The organism is Acinetobacter sp. 197 (genome assembly GCF_048148385.1).
Classification (GTDB): domain Bacteria; phylum Pseudomonadota; class Gammaproteobacteria; order Pseudomonadales; family Moraxellaceae; genus Acinetobacter; species Acinetobacter pecorum.
On sequence record NZ_JAYWZK010000007.1, the window covers coordinates 143,265 to 161,142 of the forward strand.

Annotated in this window: 13 protein-coding genes and 2 tRNA genes; 5 read left to right on the forward strand and 10 right to left on the reverse strand. The window is 44.3% G+C overall.

Annotation, left to right across the window (positions count from 1 at the left end; all coding sequences use genetic code 11):
* The first annotated feature begins 14 nt into the window (after positions 1-14).
* Both VXQ11_RS08920 and VXQ11_RS08925 read left to right on the forward strand, forming a co-directional pair.
* Positions 15-2,294 carry an NADP-dependent malic enzyme gene (locus tag VXQ11_RS08920; RefSeq protein ID WP_064096305.1) on the forward strand — a complete coding sequence of 760 codons (2,280 nt, stop codon included), beginning with the start codon at positions 15-17 and terminating at the stop codon, positions 2,292-2,294.
* A 95-nt stretch (positions 2,295-2,389) separates the two neighbouring features.
* Complete coding sequence (locus VXQ11_RS08925; protein ID WP_416705860.1) at positions 2,390-3,625, forward strand: multifunctional CCA addition/repair protein; 1,236 nt, start codon at positions 2,390-2,392, stop codon at positions 3,623-3,625.
* An 82-nt stretch (positions 3,626-3,707) separates the two neighbouring features.
* On the opposite strand, the gene epmA is transcribed toward VXQ11_RS08925, so the two are convergent.
* The 5 genes from epmA to greB all read right to left on the reverse strand — a co-directional run bounded on the left by epmA (position 3,708) and on the right by greB (position 6,960).
* Entirely contained in the window at positions 3,708-4,682 is a 975-nt protein-coding gene (gene epmA / locus VXQ11_RS08930) for an EF-P lysine aminoacylase EpmA (protein WP_416705861.1), read from the reverse strand.
* Positions 4,679-5,746 carry a 4-phosphoerythronate dehydrogenase gene (locus VXQ11_RS08935; protein ID WP_144725253.1) on the reverse strand — a complete coding sequence of 356 codons (1,068 nt, stop codon included), beginning with the start codon at positions 5,744-5,746 and terminating at the stop codon, positions 4,679-4,681. Before VXQ11_RS08935 ends, epmA begins: the two co-directional genes overlap by 4 nt.
* A 178-nt stretch (positions 5,747-5,924) precedes the next feature.
* Positions 5,925-6,014, reverse strand: a tRNA-Ser gene (locus VXQ11_RS08940).
* 273 nt (positions 6,015-6,287) lie between these two features.
* Positions 6,288-6,377, reverse strand: a tRNA-Ser gene (locus VXQ11_RS08945).
* An 88-nt stretch (positions 6,378-6,465) separates the two neighbouring features.
* Positions 6,466-6,960 (reverse strand): transcription elongation factor GreB, encoded by a 495-nt coding sequence (gene greB, locus VXQ11_RS08950; RefSeq protein ID WP_064096309.1) that lies wholly within the window; start codon positions 6,958-6,960, stop codon positions 6,466-6,468.
* Between the two features lie 363 nt (positions 6,961-7,323).
* On the opposite strand from greB, the gene VXQ11_RS08955 reads away from it, so the two are divergent.
* On the forward strand, positions 7,324-8,439 hold the full coding sequence (locus VXQ11_RS08955; RefSeq protein ID WP_191730776.1) for a transglycosylase SLT domain-containing protein: 1,116 nt from the start codon (positions 7,324-7,326) through the stop codon (positions 8,437-8,439).
* A gap of 91 nt (positions 8,440-8,530) precedes the next feature.
* On the opposite strand, the gene VXQ11_RS08960 is transcribed toward VXQ11_RS08955, so the two are convergent.
* The gene (locus VXQ11_RS08960) at positions 8,531-8,917 is read right to left on the reverse strand and encodes an SCP2 sterol-binding domain-containing protein (protein ID WP_004280536.1); all 387 of its coding nucleotides are present in this window, start codon (positions 8,915-8,917) and stop codon (positions 8,531-8,533) included.
* Between the two features lie 206 nt (positions 8,918-9,123).
* Positions 9,124-10,050 (reverse strand): tRNA 2-thiocytidine(32) synthetase TtcA, encoded by a 927-nt coding sequence (gene ttcA / locus VXQ11_RS08965; protein ID WP_064096311.1) that lies wholly within the window; start codon positions 10,048-10,050, stop codon positions 9,124-9,126.
* A gap of 500 nt (positions 10,051-10,550) precedes the next feature.
* Here ttcA and VXQ11_RS08970 point away from each other — a divergent pair, with 500 nt between their 5' ends.
* Together VXQ11_RS08970 and htpX are read left to right on the forward strand one after the other, a co-directional pair.
* Complete coding sequence (locus tag VXQ11_RS08970; RefSeq protein WP_144724385.1) at positions 10,551-11,423, forward strand: lytic transglycosylase domain-containing protein; 873 nt, start codon at positions 10,551-10,553, stop codon at positions 11,421-11,423.
* Between the two features lie 176 nt (positions 11,424-11,599).
* Positions 11,600-12,505: a protease HtpX gene (gene htpX / locus VXQ11_RS08975; RefSeq protein ID WP_064096313.1), complete on the forward strand. Its 906-nt coding sequence runs from the start codon at positions 11,600-11,602 to the stop codon at positions 12,503-12,505.
* A 102-nt stretch (positions 12,506-12,607) separates the two neighbouring features.
* Here htpX and VXQ11_RS08980 read toward each other — a convergent pair whose 3' ends face one another.
* From VXQ11_RS08980 to VXQ11_RS08990, 3 genes are all read right to left on the reverse strand, one after another.
* A complete protein-coding gene (locus VXQ11_RS08980) occupies positions 12,608-13,186 on the reverse strand; it encodes a DUF4112 domain-containing protein (protein WP_416705864.1) in 579 nt (192 codons plus the stop codon).
* A gap of 74 nt (positions 13,187-13,260) precedes the next feature.
* Positions 13,261-14,595, reverse strand: a complete 1,335-nt coding sequence (gene mgtE, locus VXQ11_RS08985; RefSeq protein WP_416705865.1) for a magnesium transporter — start codon at positions 14,593-14,595, stop codon at positions 13,261-13,263.
* 41 nt (positions 14,596-14,636) lie between these two features.
* Entirely contained in the window at positions 14,637-17,762 is a 3,126-nt protein-coding gene (locus VXQ11_RS08990) for an efflux RND transporter permease subunit (protein ID WP_416705866.1), read from the reverse strand.
* Between the last annotated feature and the right edge of the window lie 116 nt (positions 17,763-17,878).

Below are 17,878 nucleotides of genomic sequence, written 5' to 3' on the forward strand. Positions count from 1 at the left end.
CGATCGAGAGACTGATGGACGAACAATCTTTAAAGCAACAGGCCCTTTACTATCACGAATTTCCTACCCCGGGGAAAATCAGCGTTACACCAAGCAAACAATTGGTCAACCAACGTGACTTGGCCCTTGCTTACTCGCCTGGCGTAGCTGCACCTTGCCTTGAGATTGAACGCGACCCTTCAACTGCTGCATTGTATACAGCACGGGGTAACCTGGTTGCTGTAGTAACCAATGGTACGGCTGTGCTGGGCTTGGGTAATATTGGTCCTTTGGCTTCTAAACCGGTGATGGAAGGTAAAGGCGTATTATTCAAAAAATTTGCTGGTGTGGATGTATTCGATATTGAAATTGCTGAAAATGATCCAGACAAAATTGTAGATATTGTCGCGGCATTAGAACCGACTTTTGGCGGGATTAACCTAGAAGATATCAAGGCGCCAGAGTGTTTCTATATTGAGCAGAAACTGCGTGAACGCATGAATATTCCAGTATTCCATGATGACCAGCACGGCACTTCGATCATTGTCGGTTCTGCTTTACTTAACGCCCTGGAAATTAATGGCAAAAAAATTGAAGAGATCAAGATTGTGGCTTCAGGCGCGGGCGCTGCCGCACTGTCTTGCTTAAATCTGCTTTGCGCCCTAGGTGCTAAAAAAGAGAACATCATTGTTGCCGATTCACGCGGTCTGCTGACTACGCATCGTGAAGGTCTGGATGAATCCAAGAAAGCTTATGTGCAAGACATTGAAGCTACTCAGCTAGGTGACGTGATTGCAGGCGCAGACATGTTCCTCGGTCTTTCTGCTGCCGGTATTCTGACCAAAGAAATGGTCAAGGTCATGGCAAAAGATCCGATCATCTTTGCATTGGCGAACCCGGATCCAGAAATCCTGCCTGAACATGCACATGAAGTTCGTGATGATGTCATCATGGCGACTGGCCGTTCTGACTATCCGAACCAGGTGAATAACGCGCTGTGCTTCCCGTATATCTTCCGTGGTGCGCTGGATGTGGGTGCAACCACTATTAATGAAGACATGAAAATTGCCTGTGTCCATGCAATTGCACGTATGGCGCATATTGAAGCCGATGCGGCAACCTATGGTGAAAAATCAGCTTCATTTGGCCGCGAATACCTGATTCCTGGTCCACTGGATCAACGTCTGATTCTGGAGATTGCCCCTGCTGTGGCACAAGCTGCAATGGATTCTGGCGTGGCAACTCGTCCAATTCAGGATTTCTCGGCGTATCGTCAACGTTTGTCTGAGTTTGTCTACAACTCGGCATTCGTCATGAAACCGATCTTTGAACAGGCGAAATCTGATCCTAAACGCATTGCCTATGCTGAAGGTGAAGACCTGCGTGTATTACGTGCTGCACAAATTGCTGTGGATGAAGGTCTGGCAAAACCGATTCTGGTAGGCCGTCCGGCAGTCATCGAAGCCAATATCAAGAAACTGGGTTTACGCCTTGAAGACGGTGTAAATATCACTATCATTGATCAGGAAAAGAACCCGAACTATGAAATGTTCGCGGATGATTACTACAATATCATGCAGCGCAAGGGTGTAACGCCTGAATATGCACAGCGTGAAGCACGTCGCCGCTCTACCCTGATCGCTGCGATGTTGGTAAAACATGGCATGGCAGACGGTATGCTGTGTGGTACTTATTCAAGCTACGATATTCATCTGGACTTCGTCAGCAACATCATTGGCAAGAAAGATGGTCATAACACTTTCTTTACCTTGAATGCCTTGATGCTTGAAGACCGCAACCTGTTCATCGCCGATACCTATGTCAACACCAATCCTACGGCTGAACAGCTGGCTGAAATGACCATTCTGGCGGCTGAAGAAGTGCGCCGTTTTGGTATGACACCACGTATTGCCCTGCTTTCTCATTCAAGCTTTGGTTCAGACCAGCATGATGCCAGCGCGCAAAAAATGCGCAAAGTGTATGACATTCTGTCTGAAATCGCGCCTGAGCTGGAAGTTGAAGGTGAAATGCATGGTGATGCAGCACTGGATGAAAACATTCGTCAGTTTGCATTCCCGAATTCACGTTTCAAGGGCTCTGCAAACCTGCTGATCATGCCGAATCTAGATGCTGCCAATATCTCGTTTAACCTGTTAAAAGCAACTTCAGGCAACAATGTGACCATTGGACCAATTCTTCTGGGTGCTGCAAAACCTGTACACATCTTGACACCGACTGCAACTACGCGCCGTGTGATCAATATGACTGCGCTCACTGTGGCAGAAATCCAGCAAGCGGAACAAGATGCACTTTAAGCCAATGACAAGATAACGACGCATTCGCCTCGTTTCTTAACTTGAGAAAACCTCTATTCTGTAGCATGATGCTTCTAAGAATAGAGGTTTTTTTCATGCAAGTTTATTTAGTAGGCGGCGCCGTTCGAGATCATTTGCTCGGACACCCCTATCACGAAAAAGATTATGTCGTCGTGGGTACAACTCCCGCACAAATGCTTGAGCTAGGCTATCAGCCAGTAGGCAAAGACTTTCCTGTTTTTTTACATCCCCAAACAAAAGAAGAATATGCACTGGCGCGTACTGAACGTAAATCTGGGCATGGTTACCATGGTTTTGAGTTTCATACTGATGTTAGCGTTACCTTGGAGCAAGATCTGATCCGGCGTGATCTGACCATTAATGCCATGGCCATGGATGAAGCTGGTCAGATTTATGATCCTTATGGCGGTCAGCAAGATCTGGAAAACCGGATTCTACGTCATGTTTCCGATGCTTTTGTTGAAGATCCATTACGGGTACTGCGGATTGCCCGGTTTGCTGCACGCTATACCAGTACGGGTTTCGTGATTGCCGATGAAACCATGGCATTGATGCAGCGCTTGACTGAATCTGGCGAATTAAATGCGCTCATACCTGAACGTGTCTGGAAAGAAACTTCGCGTGCATTATCGGAACGTCATGCTGATGTGTATTTTGAAGTATTACGTCAATGTGGGGCTTTAAAGGTGCTATTCCCTGAGATTGATGCCTTATATGGCATTCCGCAACGTCCTGAATATCATCCGGAAATTGACTGTGGCATTCACACCATGATGTCCTTACAGCAAGCTTGCCGTCAAAACTACAGCCTGGATGTACGTTTTGCCGTTTTAGTGCATGATTTAGGCAAGGCTTTAACGCCGCTTGAAGAATTACCGCGACATATCATGCATGAAGAACGTGGCATTAAACCAGTGAATGAACTGTGTGAGCGTTTAAAAGTGCCGACTTATACCAAGCAACTGGCTTTGGCGGTGTGCAAAGAACATCTGAAATGTCATCAGGCCTTCAATCTTAAACCGGGAACTTTATGGCGATTATTACAACGCCTGGATGTATTACGTCGCCCTGAACGTGTTGAAGCTTTTGTACAGGCTTGTGAATGTGATTCACGTGGCCGCCTGGGTCTGGAAGATCGTGCTTATCCACAAGCACAGTATATTCTTGATGCTATGCAGACCGTACGTGCCATCAAGGCACAAGACCTTCCTGCCGATATTCAGGGTCCGGATATTGGCGAAATGCTGATTGAACGACGGATTCAGGCACTTGGTCAGCTCAAAGCGCAACAAACCGTAGCGATTGAATAATAAAAAAGCACCTTCGGGTGCTTTTTTAATGGCTTAGTTTCTCTTTATCACAAAAAAATTAAGAAATATTGAATCAGTACCATCAGGAAATATCTGCCGGAAAGCTGATTACTTGCTCCAGTTTCATTTGATTAGTTGCAATCATCAACAAACGGTCAATTCCCAAAGCAATTCCTGAACATTCCGGCATCTTCGGTAAAGCCGCCAGTAAATATTCATCGATGGGCATGACATGCAAGCCAAGTTTGGCTCGTTCAGCATTATCTGCCTCAAAGCGCGAACGCAATACCTCGGCATCAATCAGCTCATTATAAGCATTGGCCAATTCTAAACCTTCGATATACAGTTCAAAACGTGCGGCGACCAGTTCACCATCTTCATCGATTCGGGTTTTGGCCAAAGAAGCCATTTCAGGGGGAAAATCGGTCAGGAATACTGCGGTATCAAACCCCAGACTAGGTTCAACCATATGTGAAAATAACAGGTCGATATAAGCGAGACGATCCTCGCCTAAATCCAGATTGAGACCGACGCGGCGGCAGCAGTCTTTCAGTTCTTGTATAGTTGCCTGAAGCGGATTGAGATCCAGACGATCCATAAATGCATTCTTATAACTCAGAATGGTCGGACGGATTTCGCCAAAACGTGCTTTCAAGGTCACATTCAACAGATCAGATACTTCAAACATCAGATCTTTTAAACTGAACCCCGGACGATACCATTCCAGCATGGTGAATTCGCTATTGTGCTTACGCCCATGCTCATCATCACGGAAAACTTTACAGATCTGGTAAATGGGTCCAGAACCACTTGCCAATAAGCGCTTCATGGCAAATTCAGGTGAGGTCTGCAAATAATGTGTATGCGCTTTACCCAGCACATGACGCTGGGCCTGTACCGAAGTCAAATGCACATCGGTCACACCGGCTTGAGATAAAATCGGTGTTTCGACTTCTAATACATCGCGCTCAGCAAAAAACTGACGGATTTGACGATATAAATTCGCACGCGCATGCATGGCTTGAAGGTCACAAGTGGGTTGATATGTCATCATCATGCCTTCGGCCCACCATGTGCTGCCCACTCACGACGTAGTGGGTAGGTTTTACGTAAATGATCAAATGCCTGCTGATCGACTTTACCTTCTTTGAGACAGGCACGTAGATTGGCATCATCACGAGCAATGTCATAAATTTGGGATAAATGCTGTTGCAATGCCATTTTTAAATCCTGCCCCTGAAAAAACTGCTCACAGACAGGCAGCTGGGATTCAAACTGTTTATTGGCCGCAAAACCGAAAGTGTGACAAAAAGCTTCGTAGATCATCTGGGTACCACGTGCCTTGCCTTCCAGACTATAGCCGGCAATATGCGGAGTGACCAAAGTCACCAGATCCAGAAGTTCTGCTGAAATCAGCGGCTCATGCTCAAAAACATCCAAAACCACGGTGCGATGTGTCGCCTGTATATCCTGGATCAGCGCGGCTTCTTCAATGACTGGCCCACGTGCTGAATTAATCAGGATTGCATCAGGCCGCATGTGCGCCAGCGAAGCAGCATTAAATAAATGATAGGTTGGATATGCGCCTGTTATGGTTAAAGGGACATGAATCGAAATTGCATCCGCCTGCTGCAATAATTCATGAAATTCAACTTGATCAACCTGCTCTCTTTGCACCAAAGGATCATAGCCAATCACGCGCCAGCCCAAGAGCTTCGCCATGTAGGCCAGTCGGATTCCAACATTACCCAAACCGACAATACCCAAGGTAAATGTCGCATTGGCATCGATTAATTCAGGACGCACCTGCAATAACGCGGTAATCACATATTCAGCCACTGCTTGCGCATTACAGCCGGCTGCATTACTCCATTGAATCCCATGCTGTTCTAATGCAGCAATATCCAAATGATCTGTGCCGATGGTGGCACTTCCTACAAATTTGATCGAACTATTCTTTAGCAGTGCTTCATTGACCTGAGTCACTGAACGTACCAGCAAGCTATCAGCATCTTTGACATCATCAGCGCTTAAGGTTCGTCCTGCACGATGTTGAATATCACCAAACTCGGAAAAAAAGTAATCGGTAAATGCCAGATTTTCATCTGCGACAATTTTCATAATGAGATCCATATGATGCTTGGGCGTATGATAGCGCGTTGATGCTTCTGACTCTATATTTGGCTGATGTGTCAATTTTCAAGATTTGGTAGCTTGATTTCAGAACTGAGGAATTTAAGATTCAGTATTTGCAGCTTAAAAAGAAAAACCCCAATCTTTCGACTGGGGTTTTAAAATTTGGCGGAAGCGGTGAGATTCGAACTCACGGAGGACTCACACCCTCGTCGGTTTTCAAGACCGGTGCATTAAACCGCTCTGCCACGCTTCCATGGCCGACATAATATAAATAAATCAGATTTTTGGCAATAAAATTTAGCGAAACTTCTATAAAAAGCAGTTTATTCAGCTAAAAATCATCCGAAATCAAAGCCAACCTGAGTATTTCCATTCAAAGATTTGAATCTTGAAATGATCTTGAGTTGAATTTAACTCAGTAGAGAATGATGAGAGAAATAACCACATTCGGCATCCAGTCCGATCAACAATCGAAAAATATTGAGACATAAAAAAACCCAGTCAAATTGACTGGGTTTTTAAAATTTGGCGGAAGCGGTGAGATTCGAACTCACGGAGGACTCACACCCTCGTCGGTTTTCAAGACCGGTGCATTAAACCGCTCTGCCACGCTTCCATGGCCGACATAATATAAACAAAAATCATGCTTGGCAAATATTTTTATGCTTTTACCGAATCAACTGCACAAAATAAAATCAATTCAATTAATCTTCTGAATTTTCTGGCTTTTCATAGCGAATTGAATTAATGAACCAGAGCTTCTTTCCAGAGGGTGTCAGCACCTCGGCCTCATCATCAATCTGCTTGCCCAGTAAGGCGCGTGCCATCGGCGAATCAATCGAAATATGCTGCGGATGATGATCATAAATTTCATCTACTCCTACAATGCGCAAAGTCTTTTGTTCACCTTCTTCATTTTCAATGCCCACCCAGGCGCCAAAATAGACCTTGCCTGCCTGCTCTGGAGAAAAATCGACAATTCTCAGCTCTTCCAGACGTTTTCCCAAATAGCGAACCCGGCGGTCAATTTTGCGTAAAAGTTGCTTGTTGTACTGGTAATCCGCATTTTCAGAACGGTCACCGAGACTGGCTGCCCAATTCACTTTTTTGGTAATTTCCGGACGTTCTTCATGCCAGAGATTCTTAAGTTCTGCCACCAATTTATCGTGTCCGCCACGAGTAATTAAGTTAGATTTCATACATCTTGCTGATCATATTTTCACTGTTTTAACTCACAAACAGCTTATTTTATTTACCATTTTAAAACAATGCCAAATTTCAAAAAATATTACTATTATATTTCAATAATTTAAAATTATTTTTAAAAATAATTTGTGTACAAAATTTGACAATCGTTTTTCAGATCATTAATATGCCAACAATTTCCGGATATGCTTACTTTTTAAACTATGTAGTTTTTCTACATAATTATCTTTAAATCTCTTGTCATTTTGAATGACGTCATGACTGCCCAACCCTTATTGAATTTATCAAACTGTTAAAATCTCTGGCTGTTTTAGCTGTGATTTTTAGGGCATAAATTACTTTGTAGCGGAGACAACATGCACAGTAGTTCATCCACTGGGTCGAGGCTTTGCCTAAGATCTGTAATTTCCTCTCTCCCTTTGAAAGTACTTGTACTGAGCACTGCATTTATTCCACTACACAGTATCAATGCAAGTAAGACCACACTCCAGTTTGATCATGTGGTAAACAGCAATAAGTTAACCGTAGTTGCGATTGCGAATCCGACTACTGTATTTCAGGATGGGCAACATCTGCATGGCTTTGGTTATGATCTGGTTCGCAACTATGCCAACAGCCTGAATGTAAAGCTCGATTTTAAGATTGTTCCTGACAATCAGACCGCCCTACAGTGGGTTGCGCAGGGTAAAGCCAACCTGGCCATGACCACGACCGATTTAAGTGCAATTGAAAATAAGAAATTGACCTCATTTTCAGCCACGTGTGGAGATCAGTCAATTCTGGTAAATAATGGCCTGAATACCAATTTAAATCTGGTATTTAAATCTGCCACCGATCCTTTAAGCCAGACTGCCAGTGCGTTTATCTGTAAAGGCAAACAAAGCGGTGCCATCAAGCAGCTTGCTTCATTTTATAATCAGAATGTGGTGAAAGAGGAATCCTGGACAACCATTCAACGTGACTTGAGCAACCGACTGCCGATGTATAAAGCCAGCTTTAAACAGACCGCACAGCAATATGATCTGGATTGGCATTTACTGGCAGCCATTGGTTATCAGGAATCTTATCTGAAACCAAATTCGGTTTCTCCAACAGGTGTTCGCGGCTTGATGATGCTGACCAACAGTACAGCCAAAGCAATGGGCGTGAGTAACCGTACTGATCCGGCTCAAAGTATTCAGGGTGGTGCCAAATATTATGATCAAATGCTTAGTCGCTATGATCATATTCCATTTCCAGATCGGAACTGGTTTGCACTAGTAGCTTATAATATGGGCCCAGGTGCAGTGAATCAGTTGCAAAAACGTATCCAGTCGCAAGGCAAGAACCCGGATAACTGGGTCAACCTATATGCCTATCTGGATCAGAATAAAGCCAATAATGGTCGTTACCGTCAAGCAGTACAATATGTAACCCGTATTCGTGCTTATCTGGAACATATCAAGACCACACCGCAATTGGTGAATATCTAGGTTAACCCTGCGCATTGAACACCATGCCATAAAAAAAGCTTACCTTAGGGTAAGCTTTTTTCGTCTTTATTCGAGCCAATCCAAGCAAGAATTAAGCCGTAGTATTTTCAAGCACTTTCTTGAACAAGTCTTTCTGTTCCTGACTTGGCTTGGCAGTTTGAAGTGCCATCAATTGTGACATATCGCCCTGTACTTTGATTTTGCCAGTCATGAACGCCTGCATTGCAGCAGCCATGTCAAATTCCAGGAAAACTTTACGTAAGGTTTCGCCATCCATATTCAACGTGGTTTTGGCGTTTGAAGACAAACCTTTTTTGATTGCCCCACCATCTAAAGAGAGTTCAGTATTACCTGTAGTGTCTGCTACAACCAAATTAATCGCAAGGTTCGCCAAAGCCGGTGGCAGATTCAAATCGCCAGCTTGCGCTGTTAGAGTTTCTACAGTTGAAAACCAATCATCAGTTAAAAAAGCAGGCATGATCTTTCCTCAAATTATTTGTTCATTTGTGTCGGCTATCCAGACGACATCATGTTGAAGCTATTATGCTTGTGCTTTGTTATATCATGATCATTAGCGCAAAGGCTAACGAATTTTGTACGCCCCGTTCAATTTTTGTAGTTCTGTTTTATTTATATTTACAGCACAGACATCAACCTGTAGGCCAATGTCTGCAAATTCTCAAACTATTCTGCAGCAAAGCCCAGATTGACCATATTGATCCGGCGATTCTCCCCTTCCACGGCTTCTTCAGTCGAATCACTGCCTTTGAAGTCGAATTCACGCTGGCTGTCCAGCACTTCAAAATCAAATAATTCACGATCGACCAGCTGCGATGGCGAGACATTTTGCAAGGCACCAAAAATACTATGTAGACGTTTTGGATGTGCTTTATCCCAATCACGTAACATGTCATTGATAATTGCGCGCTGCAGATTATCCTGAGAGCCACATAAATTACATGGAATAATTGGAAATTGGCGCATTTCTGCATATTTGATGATGTCTTTTTCTTCCACATATGCCAGTGGACGAATCAGAATATTCTTTTTGTCTGAAGACAGCAGTTTCGGTGGCATCGCCTTCAAGCTGCCGCCATGGAACAGGTTCAGGAAAAAAGTCGCCAAGATATCATCACGATGATGGCCTAAAGCAACTTTGGTCGCACCAATTTCTTGTGCAAAACCGTATAAAGAACCACGACGCAAACGCGAACAGACGGCGCAATAGGTTTTGCCTTCAGGTGTCAGCTTCTTGGTGATGCTGTACGTGTCTTTTTCCAGAATGTAATACGGAATGTTATTTTCTTCTAAATAACGCGGCAATACATCTTCCGGAAAACCTGGCTGTTTCTGGTCCAGATTGACGGCCACCACATCGAAGTTGATCGGTGCGATACGCTTGAACTGCAGCAGGATATCTAGCAGGGTATAACTGTCTTTACCACCAGAAATACACACCATGACCTTATCGCCTTCTTCAATCATCTTGAAGTCACGAATGGCATGTCCGACCTGGCGGCGAAGCTTCTTTAACAAACGGTAGTAGGCTGAGCTTGTTGGCAATTCAGGTTTGAAATTAAATCCTTGTTCGGACTCAACTGGCGAGTACATAGACGAGATTAACCCATAAATAAAAATACCGCGCAATTTTAGCCGATTCGGCCCCGTATCGCATCAAAAGAATTTATTTTCATGAAAATGTCTTATTAATTTCATTTTCATGTTTTATTTAGATTGATATATTGAACGATTGCGTTCAATTTTTAGGCAAAATGCTTATCTTTTGGACTTTTCCACAGTTGTCCACAAAAGCTGTGGATAACTTTGTGGATTGAAACAGGCTTGACAACTTGTCCGGCTCAAAAGATAAGGCTTTTCTTTAAATTGATCATTTTTTGATCAATTTAATTATATATAAAAATCAATAACTTATACCTGTCAAGCCTAAGGTTTTAAATTAAATCATATTTTTTTTTCTACTGCTAAAATGTAAAAAATGACTTGCATTTACAAACTCGTTTATAAATGCAGCGCACAAGTCTTTTCATTCCGTAATTTTTTGTTAAACTCTTGATTAAATTTTTCTCTATTGTGTTTACTTAATATAAACAATGAAAATAAATGTACATGTTTTGGGGCGTTATGGGATCAGCGGCTTGCTATTGGCAAGTTGTTGTCATTTTGTTTATGCCGGTCAAACGATTTATCAGTTACGTGACAGTAATGGCAGTACTTTATTGACTAACAAGAAAAGTCGCTATAATCACTTACAGGTAGAAAAGAAGACTTATTATCCAGACAGCAATATTCACAGTTATAGCAACTGGGGCTCTAGTGAAGCTTCGGTGTTGCCTAGCTATAGTAGAAATAAAAATGCTTATGACTCGATTATCCGTCAGGCATCCCAAACTTATGGCGTTTCTGAAGGCTTGATTAAAGCCGTGATGCATACTGAATCTGGTTTCAATGTACATGCGCGTTCACCAGTCGGTGCACAGGGCCTAATGCAACTCATGCCGGCCACTGCCCGTCGTTTTAATGTCAGCAATGCCTATGATCCCCAGCAGAATATTATGGCGGGCGCCAAATATCTGGCCTGGTTATTGAAACGTTTTAATGGCAATACCAGTCTGGCACTGGCTGGTTATAATGCCGGTGAAGGCAATGTCAGCAAATACGGTGGTATTCCGCCCTTTCGTGAAACCCAGGACTATGTGCGCCGTGTGACCAGTCGCTATCAGAATCTGTATACCGAAGGCCTGAGCACCAATAGTATTTCACCTAGCCCTGCGTCGAGTCAGGGGCGTATTATTGCCAGCTCCGACAATTACTCCACGGGCTCCACCACCGCTTCCAATATTCAGGCTGCCAAGTATCAGCGTCAGATCATCGCACAGGCCGATGGCAGTTTCACGGATGCACCCGCAGGCTCTTATGCCACTGCAAATGCAACGGCATCAGCAAAGATCTATTTGAGTGAATAATCTCTAAACAGCTTTATTTTTAAACACCTATGTTTTAATTCGAACAAAAAATACCCTGTATTTTTTGTAGCCAAATGCTATTTTTTCCTTGAATTCTTCTCAATTTCGCCTCATATTGATTTCAATGATTTACATTTAATAATCAGATTATTTTTCTGTAATAAGAGGATTTCTCAATGATGCGGATTGGTTTGTTCTTGCTAACCAACCTCGCGGTACTGGTTGTAGCTGGCATTATCTTGTCACTCTTCGGTGTCGGTAGTTACCATGGCGCAGGTGGCCTGAATCTAGGCAACCTGTTGGTCATCTGTTTTGTGTTCGGTATGGTCGGCTCAATCATTTCCCTGTTCATGTCTAAATGGATGGCGAAAAAAACCACGGGTACTGAACTGATTGACCCGAATGCTCCTCGTAACCAAGCTGAAGCCTGGTTACTCCATGAAGTTGCACAGCTTTCTCAGCGTGCAGGCATTAAAATGCCGGAAGTGGGTATTTTCCCTTCTTACCAGTCCAATGCCTTTGCCACTGGCTGGAATAAAAACGATGCTCTAGTTGCGGTATCAACCGGCTTGCTTGAGCGTATGAACAAAGACGAACTTCGTGCTGTATTGGCGCATGAAATCGGTCACGTTGCCAATGGCGATATGGTGACTCTTGCCCTGATCCAGGGTGTGGTGAACGCCTTTGTAATGTTCTTCGCACGTGTCGCAGGTGATTTTATTGATCGCAATGTCTTTGGTCGTGAAGATGGTGAAGCTCCGGGTATTGCCTATTTCGTGATTACTATTGTGCTAGATATCGTGTTCGGTATTCTTGCGTCGTCTATTGTGATGTGGTTCTCGCGCCACCGTGAATACCGTGCCGATGAAGCAGGTGCACGTCTGGCTGGTAAACAGGCCATGATTTCAGCATTACTACGCTTACAGGCAGAATCTGAAATGCCAGATGCCATGCCGAAAGAAATGAAAGCATTTGCGATTTCTGCGGGTAAAGAGGAAGGTTTTAGCCTTGCTGCATTGTTCCAGACGCATCCAAGCATCGAACAGCGTGTCGCTGCATTACAACAGCTTGATTGTGCTTAATCTAAAACATGCACAAGTAATACCCATATTAATTCAAAAAAGCCTGCAGTAATTGCAGGCTTTTTTATTGGATTCATTCGCGTATTCTTTAGCTCAATTTAATCAGCTGATCCATTGATACAGCGCCATAATGCCCCATCCGATCGCGAAAACAAACAGGATCAGGAATATGGTGCCCAAAATATCCGGGATATAAATCCAGATCCAGGCCACGACACGATTCCGCCAGAAAGCAGATTGCTGCTGTTTACGTTCCAGACTTTCATGCAGAAATGGATGTACCACATGCCGGTCGCTGCTAATCTGATATTCCTCACGTATATGCAGATGCACGACATCCAGCGCCTTGCGACTCGGCCGGATAAAAATATCAAAGACGGTACCAGCCACAGGAATAAATCCAACCACTGCATCCATTACTGCCAGCTTCATGACCGGATTGAGTTTGGCACTCGGTACCCCGATCTGTTTGGCCTTATGAATGGCATAACAGGTCAACACAAAACCGGCAATATCTCCAGCAACCGGAATCGTACTTAAAGCCGCATCTGCCCCCACGCCTTGCTTGGTAAACGGAATACGCACCACTGAATCCATCATATTGGCAAACTTGGCCAGATCACGTTCCAGACGTATCACCTCTTGTTGGCTTAGTTTTGGTTTTTGTCCAGGCTCAGGCATAGGTTATTCCAGAAATAATGCTGATTTTCTTGAGCATAAAGTATTTTTTATACGCTGATGTATCAATCTGTGAATTAAAACAATAATTTGGAAGCCACAAATAAATACAGAATCACACCAGTAGCATCGCAGATGGAAGTCACCAACGGCGCCGAAGCACTGGCAGGATCAAGTTTGAGTTTATTTAAAATAAAAGGCAGACTCATGCCGATCAGACAGCCCATCAACACAATTCCGAGCATACTGATGGCCAGCACCACAGCGACCATCCAGTCACCTCTTATATACCCCAAGATGGATACGGCAATCGCCATGGTGCCTCCCAGACATAAGGCAACCAGAGATTCACGTCCAAGCAGACTAAACCAGTCCTTAAACTGTACATCGCCTGTGGCCAGGGCGCGCACCATCAAGGTAGCGGACTGCGAACCGGCATTTCCGCCACTGCCGACCAGTAGAGGCAGGAAAAATACCAGCACAATATGGGAGGCGATAATCTCTTCAAAATGCGCAATCCCAATTCCAGACAATAGACTCCCGAAAACCAGTATCACCAGCCAGAATACCCGTTTCTGATACAGGCTAAAGATCGGTGCAGTTTTCAGACTGAGTTCGTTCAAAGGTGTGACGGCACCAGATTTTAAAATATCCTCGGTACTTTCAGCCTCCGCAATATCCATGGCATCATCATAGGTAATAATGCCGACCAGCTTCTGTGCAGCATCGACTACCGGTAAGGCAATAAAATCATAATAGGCCAAGGTACGGGCGACCTGTTCCTGGTCTTCATCGACTGTGGCATACACCACATCCGTAGTCATGACTTCGGCAATCGTGGCATCCGGCGCTGCCTGTATAATCTGCCGCAAGGAAATCACACCCAGTAGATGCTGCTGTGCATCTACAATATAAATCAGATATAAGGTGTCATGATTTCCGGCAATTTCACGTAATACTTCGATCGCCTGATGCATATTAAGTTCCGGCGCCAGTGTGATAAAGTCCGAACTCATTAAGGCACCAGCCGTTTCCTCCGGATAGGCATGCAGCTCTCGCAGCACCTGCAGCGACTGGGTAGACAGCTTGCCCAGTAATTGCTGCTGTATTTCATAAGGCATCTGCTTATATAAATCAATAAAATCATCTGAATGCATGGCATCCATCAGACTGGCCAGCTGATCTGGAGGAAACTGGTAAGCCAACTGGATTTGCATGGCCAGTGGCAAGAACTCCAGTACCTCGGCCTGCCGCTCTAGCTGCTGAAATTGCAGATAGCGTTCCGCAGGTCCAAGTTCCGACAAAATTCTGGCCTGATCGGCAATGTTTAACTGCTGTAGAAGTTGGTGAATATTATTGTTCCCAGTAAGCAGACTCTCATGTAACTGCTGTATTTTTTCTTGATGCTGCATTCCCATCCCATTATTTGCTGCAGGTATGAAAGCTACCCGCCCTAGAGTGAGTATTCCTGATTTTCTTGATTGATTTGTATAACTTTATTTGTTGCTTTGACACGAAACAGAGTTCGAATCAAGACAAACATAAATGGAATAAAGAACAGTACCAGAATGGTCGCAAAAATAACCCCTCCAAAAACACTGGCACCAATTTCCTGACGGCTAATCGCACTCACCCCTGTCGCAAAAATCAGAGGAAGTACACCGGCAGCAAAGGCTATAGAGGTCATCAAAATAGGACGTAAGCGTAAACTTGCGCCCTCCAAAGCTGCAGCCATGGTGGTTTTGCCTGCCTGCTCTGCCTGTGCGGCAAACTCCACAATCAAAATGGCATTTTTACAGGACAGGCCGATGGTCGTCAGTAAAGCAATGTGGAAAAAGATGTCATTGGCGAAACCAAAAGCCCAGCAAAATAAGATACTGCCACCTACCCCTAATGGAATGGCACTGATGACTGCCGCAGGAATAGTCCAACTTTCATATAAAGCCGTTAAGCACAGGAAAATAAATGCGATAGAAATAATGTAAAGGAAAATGGCCTGACCACTGCTACGCTTTTCTTCCAGTGCGGCTCCGCTCCAGGCCAGGTTCACACCTTCCTGTTCATCGACCAATGTTTCAACATCCTGCATGGTCTGACTGGAGAATTTGTCTTTTGGAATACCGGCATAGACCGGAACGGCATTATAGCCCATATAACGGTTAATACTGTTTGGACCACCCTGCCAGTTAAGGCTGCTAAACTGGTTAAAAGACAACATTTCACCTTGGTTATTTCTGACATGCCAATAGGCCAGGTCTTCAGGTTTGGAACGGTATTCAGCTTCACCCTGCATAATGACACGCTTAATCTGCCCACGATCAATAAAGTCATTGATATAGGTACCACCCCACGCTGCAGCCAAAGTAGTGTTGACATTTTGCTGAGGAATAGCATGCTTCAATACGCGCTCAATATCGAGTTGCATATTTAGCTCAGCACTCTCTTTGGGCTGGTCCAACTGTAAAAATTCAATGGATGCTTGTCCTTGGGCGCGTGACTCAATCTGGCCAAATGCCTCCTGTAAAAACCCGGCCCCTTTATAATCCAAATCTTGTAACCAGAAATCTACAACTCGCCCATTACTCGACATGGACGGAGCCATAAAGAAAATCTGGGCATTGGCATGATTGGCAAAGTGTTTCTGGGCGCGATCTACCATGGCAAAAACCGAATCTTCGGGATTTTTACGTGCTGCCCAGTCCTTCAATACCACAAAGAGCTGCCCACGATAAGGCCCCACACCGACGTTATTTCCGCTATACCAGACGCCGATACTCTTGATACGTTCCGATTCATGCTGCATTAAATAGTCTTGTACTTCACGTCCCACTTTCTCAATCTCGGAACGTGGCGCATTACCTGGCATTACGATCTTCCCCATCACAAAGCCCATGTCTTCAGTAGGCATTAAACCTTCGGGTAAATTTTTATAGACCCATCCAAACCCCAGGATACAGATACCGAACAATGCCAACATGCCGAATTTAAATCGCATACTTCCTGCAGACACTTTCTGGTAGCCTGCATTGAGCCGATCCATACCACGATTAAAACTTCGCGCCCAGCGTGCTTGATGAGTTTTGCGTTTAAGCAGTTGTGCTGCAAATGTCGGGGTAATAATCAAGGCAACGAATAATGACAGCAACATGGCCACCACCAAAGTGATAGAAAATTGCCGATAAATCACGCCGGTGATACTGCCAAAGAATGCCATGGGAATGAATACTGCGGTCAACACCAATGTAATGCCGACCAGTGCCCCGCTCATTTCCTGCATCGACTTTAAGGCCGCAGCTTTGGCATCCAGATTTTCTTCATGCATCAGCCGTTCAATATTTTCAACCACGACAATGGCATCATCCACCAATAGGCCAATCGCCAGAATCAGGGCGAATAAGGTAAAACTGTTCAGGGTCATCCCCAAAACATACAACACGGCAAACGTGGCCAGAACCACAATCGGAATGGTGACAGCAGGAATAATGGTGGCACGCCAGTTCTGCAGGAAGATAAACATCACGATAATCACCAGAAAAATGGCTTCAACCAGTGTTTTGGCCACCTGTTCAATGGAACCGGTAATAAAGGGCGTTTTATCCATGGTCATACGCAACTGATAGTGTGGCGGCAAATTGGCTTGCGCATTTTTTAATACCGCCTGAATCTGCTCCGAGACAGCAAGGGCATTACTACGAGGGGCCAAAGTAATGGATAAAGCTGAAGATAACTGACCATTGGTATAGTTAATGTGGTTATAACTTTCTGCACCAAGTTCTACTCGCGCAACATCTTTTAAATACAGCAATGAACCGGAATCAGTCGTTTTCACAATGATCTTTTCAAATTCCTGAACACTACTTAAACGTGAACCACCACTTACCTTGGCATTGAGATATTGACCCTCGAGGGTTGGCAAACCGCCTATCGCACCTGAAGCCAATGGTGCATTCTGGGTTTCTATGGCATTACGGATATCGCTGGGCATCAGGTTGAATTGATTTAACTTGTGGGGATTGAGCCAGATCCGCATGGCATAGCCAGCACCATACAGCTCGATCTCCCCCATACCCTCAATACGTGACAGACGAGGTTCTACATGTACCATCAAATAATCTGAAAGTTCGGTCACAGTACTTTGACCACTCTCATCATATAAACTTAACAGTGCAAACTGATCATAACCTGACTTATAGACATTGACCCCGCCTTGCTGGGTTTCTTCCGGCAAGCGACCCAGTACACCATTGACGGCGTTTTGCACCTGTAACTGGGCTTGATCCAGATCGACCCCTTGTTCAAATTGCAAATCAAGTTGAGCACGTCCTACCGAACTGCTGGAATGAAAGGTTTCCAGGCCTTCAATCCCTTTGACTGCCTGTTCCAGAATCTGGGTGACCGATTGCTCAACAGTTTCTGCCGATGCTCCACGATAGCCTGCATAAACTCCTAGTGCTGGCGCATCCATATTCGGCATATGTTCAACGGGAATTTTTTGCAGGGCAAATATTCCCAGGCTCATCATGAAAATCGCAATAACTGCTGCAAATTTGGGACGGTAAATAAAAAAGCGCGACAACATAAACTAGAAATCCCCATCAGATGCATTCTGTTATCAATAGATGATTTCTATAGCAATTTTTAAACCATGCTGCAAAATTAACCAGTCATCGGATAAATGATTGGCCATAAAAAATC